The sequence below is a fragment of the Streptomyces sp. CBMA152 genome (assembly GCF_014596475.1).
In the GTDB taxonomy this organism is placed as follows: domain Bacteria; phylum Actinomycetota; class Actinomycetes; order Streptomycetales; family Streptomycetaceae; genus Streptomyces.
In genome coordinates, this window is sequence record NZ_MECJ01000006.1 from 147,758 (window position 1) to 160,676 (window position 12,919).

The following is a 12,919-nucleotide window of genomic DNA, read 5'->3' on the forward strand; positions in this document are numbered from 1 at the left end:
TCGCTCTCTCGATGGGAAGTCTCTGGCGTGCTTCCGTGGCGATGGAGCTCGAAGATTCTGACGGGCATGAAGGAATCCATGACTCCATCAGCGGGTTGCAGCTGGCTGAGATGTCTCGTTGCGGCTATGTATCCTTGCTACCGCTCGATTTGCATCCGGAAGGTGGATTCGCTCTTCTTGGAAATAGTCAGCAAGTCGCCCCGATATCACAGAGCGTTCGTGAGCGCCTAATGGGATTTCCGCTATTGGGTTCACGGGAGGTGTTCGACCGAGGAGGGGGGCTAGCCCTCTAGCGTTGATCTTTCGTGACGGTCCGTCGGGTTCTCTGGCGGGCCCAACGTTTCGGTTGTCCGGTCGAACCTCTCCCTGGATGGGGTATGTCCGTTAGAGTTTCGAGCGAAGATGCGCGGCGCATCCTCACTTACCTCTCCGGTAGGGGATGGCCCTCCGCTCGGCGCGGGTTGGAGATTCTGAGCGGCCTTGGGGAGTATGCACACAATGCGGCTCCGATGATCACGAAGGACGCTGCAAGTCTGTATGCCTCTAGGGCAGCCAGTTTGCGAGAGGCCGGAGGGGAGGCTGTGGATGGCGACCAGTTTCTTCATGCAATCACGCAAGCAAATTCCCCTGAGGTGGTTGTCTTCTCACTCTCTGACGGAACTTGGTCGTGCGTGTGTATCGCGTCGAAAGATCTGCGTGAGGCTATTGCCTCGATCGCAATGAAACTCAATCGCCCGAAAAGTGCAGAAACTTCTGTGGGATCGGATCGTTGAGTCCAGCCTGAACCCAGCTGTGCTGGGCTTGTTGTGGATGCCCGATCGGTAGAGGCGGCGCTGTCAGATAAGAGGGATCGTCGAGACCAATGCGCTCCTAGGTGGCGCTACATTTGCGGCAGGGCGGCGTGGTCGCTGTGCCCAACTACTGGTTGATCTGGATACCAGCTGATTTCCGTGATGCAATTTGAATCGCTCCGCCAAGATTTGTTGGGGGCACTTAGCGCGTCCGGTTGGAGTGTGCAGAGAAGCGTCGACACCAGCCATTGGGTGAACCCTTTGGAGCGTGAAGGGTATCGAGTCCACTCGTTGGCCGAGGAATTACTTGCCGCAATGGGGGGCCTTTCAATCGAGCCAATCAACCGAGTTGGCCCCAATTTCACCAATGGCGAGCCCTTCAATTTCGATCCCCTTGCAGCCGGAGCGGGGCAGCGCGATATGGCCATCGAGGTGGAGAGCGTCCTGGGTGGGAAATATTTCCCCATCGGTGAATGGCTTAGCTATTCAAGCGTCTTCATTGAGGCTGAAGGGAGAGTGATTGCCACTGGAATGGGCTGGATATGGGAGCTGGGCCCCACTTTCGAAGAAGCGTTGGAGTTGGCAGTTTGCGCAGATCGCCCGTTGGTGTGCTTGCATTCTGACCCAGGACTCGATCCTTGGCCGCAGGCGAATTCTCGCTAGTGAATCGAGGCCCCGCCGAACGCGAGCAGTCCTCGAAGGGTATGCGGAGAGTGGGGCGATGGGCTCAGGGAATTCGTCGAACCCTTGAAGCGGTGAGTCGGCACCGGAGAGCAATCCTGAGAGGCTTTACAAGGTAGCCTTCGACCTCCCTGATGAGACTACCGATTGGGCCCGTGCCTCTGCGGAGCGCCTCTGGACAGGGAAGACCTCCGTGCAGATGGAGGTCCAGGTTCGGAACACTCCCTTCTACGTGAAGGGAATCGCTTTCGGGGACATTGTGAGGGTCAGAGCTGATCACGAGCGCAGAGAGCTTGTGTTCGATGAGTTTGTGTCGGAGTCCGGACATTCGACGGTCCGGGTTATCATCAAGGATTACGACGTAGCGGACGCGGTTGGTATCATGCTCCGCGATTTCGAGTGTTCCTGGGAGATTGATACGACGGGGTACTTGTGGGCAATCGACGTGCCACCGACCGTTGATTATGCATCCGTGAGAGCAGCCCTCCTTCGTGATGCCGATGAAGGGAAAATTGGCATCGAAGAGGGCGCGCTTGCGAGGGCTCATCGTCATGGGCTCGGATCGCCAGAGTCTGATCATTAATCGGGTTCGCGAGAAGCGCCCCGCCGGAATTCATTTCGGTGGGGCTTCTGGGATGTTTGACGGCAACGTCAGACGACGACGGCCGCAGCAGGGGGGTCGTCCTGGCCGATGGCGTCGCCCAGGGTGATGGCTTGGCATGGGAGGCGCAGCCGAAGGTGTGCGTAGACGCTGGCGGTGACGCCGATGCGGGCGTGGCCGAAGAATTCCTTGATCACGACGGTTCAACATCCCAGTTGGCGGTCGGCTTGCATGTTGCCTGTTGTGTCCATTGAGTACGCGCGCACGAAAGGGTGGTTGCGCTCTGATCCGGGGCCGTGTCGCCCTGGTGGTGCGGCAAGTCTTGTTGATGTGTGGATCACCTGAAGAGCCTGGCTGCGGACCAGACCGCTGCGAGCCAAGCAGCGACGACCGATACTGCGGCTGCGATGAGCAGCCGGATCGCCATGCGAGTGATGGGTCTCGCCGACGGCCGAACGCTCATGGTCCCCGCGCAAACCTTTTGCCGAGCTCGCCCGGTCCGTTCCATCCGAGCGCCGCCTCGATGGCATTGATCAACTGATGTTCCATTGCTGCCTCCTCATGTGTTCATCCATGTGGTGCAGATGCGGCAGGGCGGGAACGAAGCACCGCGCTCGCCCTGCCGCCTGGCGCTATGCGACGTCGGTCAGGTTGCCGTCACCACCGGGCCATGGCGCGTCGCCGGATGATCCGGCGTTGTCGGACCGGAGACTGTCGTACCGGTCGTGGACGGCGGTCAGTTCCTCCACCGTCACCAGAAGCCCACTTCGGGCGGGAGGCGGTGTCGCGGTCTGGTCCACCTCGTACTCCTTCCTCATTCGGCACTCCCACCGGGATCCCGGCAGGAAGACAAGAAGCCCCTTCACTGACCGTGCACACGGTCAGCGGACCGGCCCCCTTCGATTGGCCGCATCAGCCGAACCCGGTGACGAGCAGCCACATCAAGGCGAACCACAGCCCCGCGATGGCCCCGAGCACCAGGAATGCCGCAACCATCGCCGGGCCGTTGCGCTCGCCTTCCTGTTCCTTCGCGAGGGCCTTGGCTTTCTCTGCTTCCCGTGCGGCTTGCTGCTCCAGGTAGCAGGGGTGGCAGTGCGCGCCCGGGCCGCCGGGCGGTATGTGGGCCTCCATGTCTCTCCTCGTTGATGGCTCAGGAGCGCGGGATACCGGAGTGCAGCTCGACGGGGCCGGTGTTGTTCCACAGCGTCGTCAGGCAGGCATCCAGGCGCCGGGATAATGGTTCGCGGACCAGGTCCTTGCTGTCGTCGCCGCTGGCCATGCGCCATTCGGTGTGCTGGTGGGGGTTGAGGCGGATGCGGGCGAGGTCGTGTTCGCCGAGCGTGGCGCCGTGGAAGGTGTACGCGACGCGGGACAGCTGGGGTGTGCCGTTGATCCAGTCCACGGCCAGCAGCCGCCCCAGCGGGAGGTCAAGGTTCAGTTGGTCGCGCAGAGTACGGCGGGCGGCTTCCCGCGGGCCTTCCCCCGTATCGCTGTCGATCCCGCCCCCGGGCAGCTGCCAGGTCTGGTCGTGGGGGGAGGCGGGGTGGAGTAACAGTGCCCGTCCGGCCGGGTCGGTGAGCAGGACGCTTGCTTCGGCGAGGACTTTGGGGCGCAGGGCCTGGTGGAGGTCGCTGTCGTGCGGGTGGGCCCGTTCCAGGTGGGTGCGCTGGCCGGGCGGGAATCCGGCGGGGGAGCCCGGCTGTACCCAGCCGTTGGCCAGGTGGGCGATGGAGCTGGTGTGCCAGGCCGCGATAGCGGCCCGTAACCGGCCGACGGCAGGTGTGGGCAGGAGCTGGATCGCCGCCTCGGGCGCAAGCCACCGCACGGTGAGCAAGGGCGGGGTCCTCACCGCGCGAGCCTGGTGTTCGTCGAGCGGGCCGACCAGGTGGAGGTGGCTGACGACGGTCAGGATGGGCGACAGCTGCTCGCAGTCGACGGCCAGCAGCCGCTTCAGATGGTGCGGATGCACCCCGAACCGGCTGAACAGCGTGTCAGCGAGCTCCACCTCGGGGGCGTGAGCGCCGGTGGCCTGCACGCTCGGCAGACACACCACCGCGCTGCCGGTAGGCCGTGGCATGGACAGCACCAGCATCCGGCCCCGGGTATCCACCACCAGGGCGGTGGCGAGCACAGGCGGGGACGACTCCCGCACGGCGGGCTCAGCCTTGCCCGAGGTACCAGGTCGGGCCGGATGGGTCTGGTTCTGGGCGGACACGACGGGGGCTCCTTGGGGCAGGTCAGTCACGGGCGAGCTGGGCGGGGCGGCTGAGCTGGTGGCCGGCGGTGCCGCGGGAGGTGTTGAGGACGCCGTAGCGCCAGCCGAGCGTGATCAGATGCGATTCGTTGGCCGCGTCCCACCGGTTGCGTAGCTCCTGCAGCCTGCGTTGCATGGCGGTCACCGACAGGTGGCAGTGCGCGGCGACTTCAGGGTGGCTGTCGTCCAGTGCGAGGCGCCACAAGATCGCCACCTCGTGCGGCTCCGCGCCTCAGCCGGGGGGCGGTGCGGGGACGGGGCGGGGCAGCAGGTTGAGGACATAGCAGGCGTGGATGAAGGCGTAGCGGTGGCGCACACCGAGCCGGTGGTTGGCGGTCGACTGGTGGGCCGAGACAGTACCGGCGGCCAGGAACAGTTCGGTGGCGGCTTCCGCAGTGTCACGCCCTTGCGCGAGCACGGCGGCAACCCGAAGTTGCGATGGTGTGGGCAGCAGATCGGATCGGTGGGGATTCAGTGTCATCCGGGCAGCGCCTTTCTTCGTTGTTCGGACGGGGGGTGTTCATGCGCGGGTGAACCAGCGGTGCTGTTCGGCGTCGGTGACGGTGTGGCGCTGGTGGTCGATCTCGATCTGGGCCAGCTGCGCGTAGTGCTCCACCACCTCCTCGCCGAACGCCTCCCGCGTGACGGGGGAGTGGCGGAACGCGGAGCGCGCCTGCTCCAACGTGAACGGCACCAGCGGCGCGTCGGAGGCTTCGAAGGCGTTGGAGACACACAGCCGGGGCGGGACGAGATCGTGGCTGATGCCGTGGACCATGCCGGCCACCGCCGCCGCAGCCAGGAGATACGGGTTCGCATCCGCTCCACCCAGACGCACCTCCAGGCGCAGCGAGTTGCCGTGCCCGGTGACGCGGACCGCACACGTGCGGTTGTCGAGGCCCCAGGCCATCCGGGTCGGGGCGAACGCTTCACCCACATACCGCTTGTAGGAGTTGATGTTCGGCGCATACAGCGGGGCAAGCCCTGGCAGCGCCTCCAGCAGGCCCGCCACCGCGCTTTTGCCGATGGTGGAGAGTTCGCCGTTGGGGGTGGGGAGCAGGGGAGTGCCGTTGCGGGTGAGGGAGAGGTGGAGGTGCAGGCCGCTGCCGATGCCGGTCTCGGGTGCGGCCATGAACGTCGCCGTCATCCCCGCCCGCGCCGCCAGCGTGCGCGCCGCGTGCTTGAACACCAGGTGCTGGTCGCAGGCCGTGAGCGTGCCGCTATGGGGGAAGGCGACCTCCACCTGCCCGGGGCCGCCTTCGGTCTTGACCGCCTCCACCGGCATCCCCGCCCCGGCCAAGGCAGCCTGCAGACGACGGAAGTAGCGGTCAAGGTGTGGGGCGTGGTCGAGGGCGTAGTCCAGGTTCACGTCCGCCGCCGGGGCCAGTCCGTTGGGGCCGATGCCGGTGGTGGGGCTGTAGGTGCCGTGGTAGAGCAGGAACTCGGTCTCCAGGCCCACCTGGGCGTGCAGGCCGAGTGCGGCGAGCCGGGTCAGCTGGGTGCGCAGGACCTGCCGGGGCGCCACCTCGACCGGCGCGTCAGCCGTGTCCACCGCATCCCCGAGAGCGAGCACCGTGCGCGGAATCCACGGCACGAGACGCAGGGTGGATAGGTCCGGGACGACGCCGGTGTCCTCGAAGCCGCTGTCCCACGAGGTCAGGTCGAAGCCATGGCGCGGGCTCATCTCGACATCGGTGGCCAGCAGGTACGCGCACATGTCCGCACCGTCGAGTGCCACGCGGTTCAGGAAGTGCCGGGCCCCGTACCGCTTGCCCTTCAACTGCCCTTGCAAATTCGGCAGCGCGAGGACGACCGTGTCGACCACGTCCGTGTCGACCGCATCCCGCAGATCCGACAGGCTCAACTTCCCGGCCGCTGCACGTTTCCCGCGCTCGCGAGGGGGAGCGATGGAGGGGGCACTGAGCCGGGGCACCTGCGAGAACGAGCGCGGAGTCGTAGACATCAGACGATCCCCTCCTGAATTTTGGACAGTTCCCTGTCCGCAGCGACTGCGGGGACGTCGTAGCGGCGCCCGGCGATCCGCCACCAGAGCGCGGCCAGCAGCAGCGCGACGGCGAGGGCGACGGGGGCGTAGTTGAAGGTGTCCACCCTCACCAGCCCACCCGCGGCGGGCTTGGTCTGCGGCAGGCAGAACAGCACGGTGACGAAAGCGACCCACACGACGGCGATGACGCCGATGGGGATGCTCCAGCGGCCCAGACTCCAGGGTCCGGGGGTGAAGCGGTCCCGGTACCGGATGCGCAGAAAGATGGGGATTGCGTACGCGGGCGTGATGCCGGCCACGTTGATCGCGACGACCGCCCCGAATGCGACCGGACTGTAGAGCGACGGGAGCGCCAGCACCGCGGCGACCGTGACCGACAGCCACACCGCCGCCCTCGGGGTCCGGCTGGCATTGTCGGTACGCGTCCACCACCGCTGACCAGGCAGCGCACCATCCCGGGAGAACGCGAACACCATCCGCGAACACGCCGCCGTCTCCGCGTTCCCGCAGAACAACTGCGCCACGATCACCACCAGGAGCAACGCCTTGGCGCCGCTCAGGCCGAGCACGTCGATGAAGATCTGCGCGGGGGGAACCCCCGTGGGGGTGGTCTGGGTGCCGGTGTAGTCCTGGATGGCGAAGGTCAGCCCGACGAGCAGCACGAGCCCGGCGATCCAGGACCAGACGATGGAGCGCACGATGCCGCGCGGCGCCGCCATGGAGGCGTGGGTGGTCTCCTCCGATAGGTGGGCGGAGGCGTCGTAGCCGGAGAACGTGTACTGCGCGACCAGCAGCCCGATCGCCACCACATACAGACTGCTCGACCAGCCAGTGCCGTTGACGAACTTCGTGAACACGAAGTCAGCGGACTGATGACGAGACGGCGCGATCGTCAGGGCACCGACGATGACGGCGACGCCGGCCAGATGCCACCACACACTCACTGTGTTCAACAGCGAAACCAGGCGCACCCCGAACAGGTTCAATACGGCGTGCAAGATGAGGATCCCGAAGAAGATCCACAGGGTCTTGGCGGGGGTGGGTATGAAGCCGTACTGGAGGTCGAGGAAGGCGCCGGTGAACTGGGCGCAGCCGTAGTCGATGCTGGCGATCCCGCCGAGTAAGCCGAGGAGGTTGAGCCAGCCGGTGTACCAGCCCCAGCGTTTCCCGCCGAGCCGGTCCGCCATGAAGAAAAGCGCCCCGCTGGTCGGGTAGGCGCTGGTGACCTCCGCCAGTGCCGCGCCGACGAACACCACCATGCCGCCGACGACGATCCAGCCCCAGATCATCACCGAGGGGCCGCCGGTGGACAGGCCGTAGCCGTACATCGTCATGCAGCCGGTCAGCACGCTGATCACGGAGAACGAGACGGCCGCGTTGCCGAACGCGCCCATCCGCCGGAACAGCTGGGGCTTGTAGCCCAGATCCCGCAGGTGCTCGTCGTCGGCGTGCACACCCGAAGGTGATTGATGTGTATATGACATTCTGGAATTCCTGGTTCCTGTAGAGAGGTGAAGGTCAGATCAGACGGAGCCGGTGCTTCGCGGCGGGGGCCGCGCGGGTGCGGGAGGTGGTCAGACACTGGGCGCGGGCACGGACGAACTCCCGCACCGCTGCCTCCGGACGGCCTGGATCGTCACACACGTACGCCCACGGCAACCGTGTGGCGTGACGGTCCAGCGCCCGGAACACCTTCGCCGCATCCTCGTACTGGTGACCAGCCCACAAGGCGTGCGCCAGATAGTTCAGATCCACCACCGACGTAGAGGCGGCGGGGCGCTCACTCCAGCCCTGGAAGGCGCGCCGCACATAGTGGACCACCGGCTCGCGGGACCACTGCCGGTGCTGCAACGGATCCGCCGTCCCGTCTTGCCGGTGACGCCAGTAACTCTCCATATACGCGTACAGCGGCAGCATCCGCAGCGGCGAACCCACCGGTGCCCAGGACACCGTCCACTGGGCGAAGTTGATCGCATCCGCCACCGACGTATGAGGACAGGCATAGAAGAACTGGAGCACCCGGTGATGCGCCTCCCGGTTACCACCAGGGTCCCGCTCACCCACCCGGGCCAGCAGCCCCCACGGCCCGGCCGGCAGCATGTCCTCCCACGCCACCCGCCAATGCTCCGGACACCGCAGATCCGTGTCCACCTGCGCCAACGCCAGCAGGCCCACCCACGGCACCGGATCCACCGGGATCTGCCGCGCCGCGACCAGACACGCATGCCGCGCCTCCTGCTCCAGCAGGGCCGCCGTCGTGTGCTCACCGCGATGTGCCTGCAAGGCCCGCTCCACCGCGACCCGGGCCCGCATCACCACCGCGTCCGCGCTCTCCGGCTCCTCCACCAGCCACGCCTCCACCGCATCCGTTCGCGCTGCGGCCGCGGCCAAGACCTGTGTCCGCGACGTCCGCAACATCCAGTTACCCCCAGTTCGGGCCAGCAGGTCCCGCACTGCGAGCCACCGGCCCAGCTGGAGATCCGCGAGCACGGCCCGCAGCTCCGGGTCGAATCCTGCGGGGTGGTAGACCGGGGTGAAATCCTGCAGGCCCGTTCTCTCCGTGGAGTCGCGCATCACCTCACCTCGCCAAACCGGAACAGCCGTAATGCGGACCTGGACTGAGCCGTGGTGCAGGCGATCGGCACCTGGACATGCATCGGAAATCCTCGATAAAGAGTCGTGAGATGAAGGAGGCGGCGGGTGGCCGGACGGGCCACCCGGCTTGTCAGAACTTGACGCCGCTGATGAAGCCCGCGAATTTGACCGTGAGCTGGTTGATCGACGGAGCAATCGACGAACTCGCCAGGTAGAAGCCCAACAGGGCGGACACGACGGCGTGACCAACCTTCAGGCCGCCCTTCCTGACCAGCAGCACGACGATGATCGCCAACAGGACGACCGCCGAGACGCTAACGGCCATGGTGGAATTGCCAGTCGAGCAGGCGGGGGACAGTGCTGAAGCCGCTAGCGGGGGCTCTCTCGGTGATCACCTGCGCATCGTTGTAAGCGGTCTCCAGCGAAATCTCGGGCACGAACCAGTGGCGGGGAACATGGCGGAACTCGGCTTCGACCACCGGATTCTTGATCCAATCTTCGTCGACCGGCTGATCGGCCAGGTCATGGCGTAACCGGCTGGCCTGCTCCCTATGCCACCGAAGGTGGTTCGTGGGCACATCCACCGACAGGTACTCCTCTTGTGCTCATTTTGATTGCCCCTGTGGCCTGGCACTCCGTATCCTGTTGGGCAACGCGTTGACGGAGACGAGTAGCCAGGGATCACGCGAGTAGAGAGAGCCGCCGGTAGCTGTGAAGGCGGTCTCGCGCCCCGAGGCGAAGACCCTCCTGAGCGCGGGGAGGAACGACCACCGTTGGTGGCCCGATGCCCCGCCGGTTGGCCCCCGTCACCGGGCCCGAATGAGGCCGCCACCTGGTGGCGGCGAAAGTGCGGTGGTACCGCGAGTTGCCCTTCTCGCCCGCACTCCCAAGGGATCATGACGATGTCCTTCGGAGGACCGAAATGATCCACAGCCGCGTACACGTCTCCGACCTGAGAGAACACGTCGGCCGTACCGCTACCGTCTGCGGGTGGGTGAACACCCTTCGCCTGCAGAGCAAGATGCAGTTCGTCGTTGTGCGGGATGGCACCGGCATGGTGCAGGTGACCCACAGGCGCGACGACGGGCCGCTGGAGACCCAGCTCGAAACCCTCACTCCCGAGTCCGCCGTACGGATCACCGGCCGCGTCGTCGACGCCGCCCAGGTGAAACTCGGCGGCCTGGAGATCGTCCCCGAGCAGGTCGAGGTCCTGAACCTGGCCGCCACGCCGCTGCCGATCGACGAGCACACTGGCCTGGAGCAGCGCCTGGACTGGCGGTTCCTGGACGTGCGCCGACGCCCTGCCGCTCAGTTGCTGTTCGCTGTACAGACCACCCTGGAGCAGGGCATGCGCGAGTATGCCTATGCGCAGGGTGCGACCGAGATGCACACCCCCAAGCTCATGGGCACCGCCTCGGAGTCCGGCGCGGAGGTCTTCAAGCTCGGCTACTTCGACCGCAGCGCCTACCTGGCGCAGTCGCCCCAGTTCTACAAGCAGATGGCGATCTCGGCCGGCATCGACAAGGTCTTCGAGATCGGCCCGGTCTTCCGTGCCGAGCCGTCGTTTACCTCCCGGCACGCCACCGAGTTCACCGGCGTCGACGTGGAGCTGGCCTGGATCGACGGCGTCGAGGACGTGATGGCGTTCGAGGAGCAGATGCTCGCCCACGCCATCGGCAAGGTCGCCGACGCACACGGTGAGGCGATCCGCGAACACTTCGGCGTCGAGATCACCGTGCCCACCACGCCTTTCCCCCGCATCACCATGGCCGAGGCGCACGAGATCCTGCGCAAGGGCGGCTGGGACCCCGAGAGGGTCAAGGAGGACCTGGACCCGGAGGGTGAGCGGAGCATCTCGGCTTACATCAAGCAGGCCACCGGGCATGAGTTCGTGTTCATCACGCACTACCCGATCGGCATCCGGCCCTTCTACCACATGCGGCCGGCCGACGACCCAAGCGTGACCCTGAGCTTCGACCTGCTCTGGAAGGGCCTGGAGGTCACCACCGGCGCCCAGCGCGAGCACCGCTACGACGTGCTTCTGAAGCAGGCCGCAGAGAAGGGCATGAGCACGGAGCCGCTGCAGGACTATCTGAACGCGTTCCGGTTCGGGTGCCCGCCGCACGGTGGGCTCGGCATGGGATTGGGGCGGGTGCTGATGGTGATGCTCGGCCTCGACTCGATCCGCGAGGCCACGTTCCTCTTCCGCGGCCCGAACCGGCTTACGCCGTAGTCGGCAGTGGAGTGCGTCCCACGGCACGGGCGAGTGCCTCGTGTCGTGGGACGCGGTCTCAGTAGCGGACATTGCGCAGGTCATGCGTCCACGCCTCGCCGGGGTTCTTGTCCCAGTGGGCCCGCAGCGCCAACTCCCGCTCGGCGAAGTTGCCCTGGTGGCACAGGCCGCCGTGGGAGAGGGTGACGCTCATGGCGAGCACCGACTCAGTGGTGACCCAGTGGGGCGTCAGCGCATGACTCCAGAGCTGGCCGCCGGGCTGCATGGTGACGGACTGGCGGTCGGCCGGATCGTGGGCGGGCGGATCCTCACCGGTGGTCTCACCGACGACCGCCGCCTCAGCTGGCAGGTGCTGGTCGGGGTCGAGGTAGCTGTGGAAGGTCTTGGTGCCGTGAACCTGCCAGACCAACCCATGTGAGTTGTCGTTGTGGTAGGTCGAGGCGGCTCCCTCGGTGGACAGAAACAGGATCGGTGCCAGCCGCTGCCAGGTGAATCCCCGGTCGGACAGATGGGTGCGCCAGGGGATCATGACCTCCTCCTGGAAACCATCCAGGAGGTCGGTGTAGAAGCGGCTGAGACTGAAGTGCACCAGCCGGAACGGCCAGGCGACAATCTCCTCGATCGGCGCAGTACGGAAGGCGGCGGTGCGGTCCATACGCACCTGCCAGTCGTCGTCCCCGAGGATCGTGAACCGGACCTCTTCGTCCCTGCGGAGGTGATCGAGGACGTCGACAGCCGACTGAAACACGTAGTCGAAGGGGACCTCCAGGGGGAAGTTCGGCGGCTTCCTCCACCGGAGGGCGAAGTCGTCGGGCGTCGTGATCGTCATAGAGTGGTCCATGGAGTCGGGATGCATCGAGGCGGCCTCACACCGCCGCGCACGACGCACTGTCGTCGTCACACGTGCTGGCGGAACGGCAGATGGCGGCGCAGTCCGGGGTCACCCGGTCCTGCGCCGGAGCAGTCAGGAACTGTCTGATCGCGGCCCGGGGAGCGTGGGCACTGACCGATGTCTGCCCGTAGGGGCAGCGCCGGACGTCGCCATCTGCGGAGACGTACGCCGTCGCCGAGCGGCACAACCACCGCCCGCCCCCGGCGGCGGGGAATTGCAGATCCCCCAGCTCGTCGAGGTAAGCCCGGTACCGGGTGGACAGATTGAAGTAGCGGCCCAGTACGTCCGCGTCGAGCCGCTGCTGCACCAGGTAGTCCTGGACCGACTTGCCATCGCGGCGCAGGGCGCGCTCGTCGAGGACGACGGGACTGAACTGAATCTCCACCCCGGCTTCGGACACAAGGCCGGCCAGATCCTGGCACTCCTCGTCGCGCAGGCCCCAGCAGGTGACGTGAAGGATCTTCGTCTCGGTGCCGACAGCGCGCAGTGTGTCGAGGCCGGAGACCGCGGTGCGGACGGTGCGGCCCAGCAGCATCGCGCCCTGCGAGTCGGCAGAGACGGTCACGTTGGCCAGCAGGTGCGCCACCTGCGCGAGGGCGATGACCTCGGCCACGGTGCGGGCCGAGGTCACCATCGACACCGCCATGCCGAACTGGCGTGCAAGCCGCACGAGCTGTCGGAGCTGCGGGTGGTGGGTCGGTTCGCCCCCGCTCAGGCACACCCCTTCCACGCCCGCTTCCTTCAGCCGCGACAATGTGCGGGTGTACGTAGCGGTGTCTAGGAAGCCGTGGGCGCGATCAGCCCGGAAGCAAAACCCGCAGGCCACCGTGCAGTGCCCGGCCGTGGAGATCAACGCGGCACGGACGCGGG

15 protein-coding genes and 1 pseudogene are annotated in these 12,919 nt (G+C 66.3%); 3 read left to right on the forward strand and 13 right to left on the reverse strand.

The features are described 5' to 3' along the window. Positions 1–953 precede the first annotated feature (953 nt). Positions 954–1,454, forward strand: a complete 501-nt coding sequence (locus BG418_RS06320; protein ID WP_223184463.1) for an SUKH-3 domain-containing protein — start codon at positions 954–956, stop codon at positions 1,452–1,454. 196 nt (positions 1,455–1,650) lie between these two features. Continuing rightward, positions 1,651–2,055, forward strand: a pseudogene (locus BG418_RS06325) (DUF4265 domain-containing protein); the annotation flags it as partial. Between the two features lie 68 nt (positions 2,056–2,123). Here the strand turns inward: BG418_RS06325 and BG418_RS06330 are convergent. From BG418_RS06330 to BG418_RS06380, 11 genes are all read right to left on the reverse strand, one after another. Then, positions 2,124–2,270: an integrase gene (locus BG418_RS06330; RefSeq protein WP_188272708.1), complete on the reverse strand. Its 147-nt coding sequence runs from the start codon at positions 2,268–2,270 to the stop codon at positions 2,124–2,126. A 435-nt stretch (positions 2,271–2,705) separates the two neighbouring features. Next, the gene (locus BG418_RS06335; protein WP_188272825.1) at positions 2,706–2,891 is read right to left on the reverse strand and encodes a hypothetical protein; all 186 of its coding nucleotides are present in this window, start codon (positions 2,889–2,891) and stop codon (positions 2,706–2,708) included. Between the two features lie 94 nt (positions 2,892–2,985). Beyond that, entirely contained in the window at positions 2,986–3,204 is a 219-nt protein-coding gene (locus BG418_RS06340) for a hypothetical protein (protein WP_188272709.1), read from the reverse strand. A gap of 19 nt (positions 3,205–3,223) precedes the next feature. Further along, positions 3,224–4,288: an NUDIX domain-containing protein gene (locus BG418_RS06345; RefSeq protein ID WP_188272710.1), complete on the reverse strand. Its 1,065-nt coding sequence runs from the start codon at positions 4,286–4,288 to the stop codon at positions 3,224–3,226. A 22-nt stretch (positions 4,289–4,310) separates the two neighbouring features. Continuing rightward, a complete protein-coding gene (locus BG418_RS06350) occupies positions 4,311–4,532 on the reverse strand; it encodes a hypothetical protein (RefSeq protein ID WP_188272711.1) in 222 nt (73 codons plus the stop codon). Positions 4,533–4,559: 27 nt separating this feature from the next. Further along, a complete protein-coding gene (locus BG418_RS06355; protein WP_223184437.1) occupies positions 4,560–4,808 on the reverse strand; it encodes a LuxR C-terminal-related transcriptional regulator in 249 nt (82 codons plus the stop codon). 39 nt (positions 4,809–4,847) lie between these two features. Continuing rightward, positions 4,848–6,287: a glutamine synthetase family protein gene (locus tag BG418_RS06360; RefSeq protein WP_188272713.1), complete on the reverse strand. Its 1,440-nt coding sequence runs from the start codon at positions 6,285–6,287 to the stop codon at positions 4,848–4,850. Beyond that, positions 6,287–7,813, reverse strand: coding sequence for an amino acid permease (locus BG418_RS06365; RefSeq protein WP_188272714.1), 1,527 nt, complete (start codon positions 7,811–7,813; stop codon positions 6,287–6,289). The genes BG418_RS06360 and BG418_RS06365 overlap by 1 nt, the downstream gene beginning before the upstream one ends. Before the next feature lie 34 nt (positions 7,814–7,847). After that, positions 7,848–8,903: a hypothetical protein gene (locus tag BG418_RS06370; protein ID WP_188272715.1), complete on the reverse strand. Its 1,056-nt coding sequence runs from the start codon at positions 8,901–8,903 to the stop codon at positions 7,848–7,850. Positions 8,904–9,054: 151 nt separating this feature from the next. Next, a complete protein-coding gene (locus BG418_RS06375; RefSeq protein ID WP_188272716.1) occupies positions 9,055–9,249 on the reverse strand; it encodes a hypothetical protein in 195 nt (64 codons plus the stop codon). After that, entirely contained in the window at positions 9,239–9,508 is a 270-nt protein-coding gene (locus tag BG418_RS06380; protein WP_188272717.1) for a hypothetical protein, read from the reverse strand. The genes BG418_RS06375 and BG418_RS06380 overlap by 11 nt, the downstream gene beginning before the upstream one ends. A gap of 338 nt (positions 9,509–9,846) precedes the next feature. Between BG418_RS06380 and aspS the strand changes: the two genes are divergently transcribed. Further along, the gene (aspS, locus tag BG418_RS06385; RefSeq protein WP_188272718.1) at positions 9,847–11,157 is read left to right on the forward strand and encodes an aspartate--tRNA(Asn) ligase; all 1,311 of its coding nucleotides are present in this window, start codon (positions 9,847–9,849) and stop codon (positions 11,155–11,157) included. Between the two features lie 58 nt (positions 11,158–11,215). Here aspS and BG418_RS06390 read toward each other — a convergent pair whose 3' ends face one another. After that, complete coding sequence (locus BG418_RS06390) at positions 11,216–11,986, reverse strand: hypothetical protein (RefSeq protein ID WP_188272826.1); 771 nt, start codon at positions 11,984–11,986, stop codon at positions 11,216–11,218. Positions 11,987–12,023: 37 nt separating this feature from the next. Further along, entirely contained in the window at positions 12,024–12,902 is an 879-nt protein-coding gene (locus BG418_RS06395) for a radical SAM protein (RefSeq protein ID WP_223184438.1), read from the reverse strand. Positions 12,903–12,919 lie beyond the last annotated feature (17 nt).

Excerpts from the sequence above, each read along its gene's own strand:
- BG418_RS06370 (WP_188272715.1), bottom strand. The coding sequence starts at position 8,903 with ATGCGCGACTCCACGGAGAGAACGGGCCTGCAGGATTTCACCCCGGTC.
- aspS (WP_188272718.1), top strand. The coding sequence starts at position 9,847 with ATGATCCACAGCCGCGTACACGTCTCCGACCTGAGAGAACACGTCGGC.
- BG418_RS06340 (WP_188272709.1), bottom strand. The coding sequence starts at position 3,204 with ATGGAGGCCCACATACCGCCCGGCGGCCCGGGCGCGCACTGCCACCCC.
- BG418_RS06365 (WP_188272714.1), bottom strand. The coding sequence starts at position 7,813 with ATGTCATATACACATCAATCACCTTCGGGTGTGCACGCCGACGACGAG.
- BG418_RS06335 (WP_188272825.1), bottom strand. The coding sequence starts at position 2,891 with ATGAGGAAGGAGTACGAGGTGGACCAGACCGCGACACCGCCTCCCGCC.
- BG418_RS06360 (WP_188272713.1), bottom strand. The coding sequence starts at position 6,287 with ATGTCTACGACTCCGCGCTCGTTCTCGCAGGTGCCCCGGCTCAGTGCC.
- BG418_RS06355 (WP_223184437.1), bottom strand. The coding sequence starts at position 4,808 with ATGACACTGAATCCCCACCGATCCGATCTGCTGCCCACACCATCGCAA.
- BG418_RS06320 (WP_223184463.1), top strand. The coding sequence starts at position 954 with ATGCAATTTGAATCGCTCCGCCAAGATTTGTTGGGGGCACTTAGCGCG.
- BG418_RS06390 (WP_188272826.1), bottom strand. The coding sequence starts at position 11,986 with ATGACGATCACGACGCCCGACGACTTCGCCCTCCGGTGGAGGAAGCCG.
- BG418_RS06375 (WP_188272716.1), bottom strand. The coding sequence starts at position 9,249 with ATGGCCGTTAGCGTCTCGGCGGTCGTCCTGTTGGCGATCATCGTCGTG.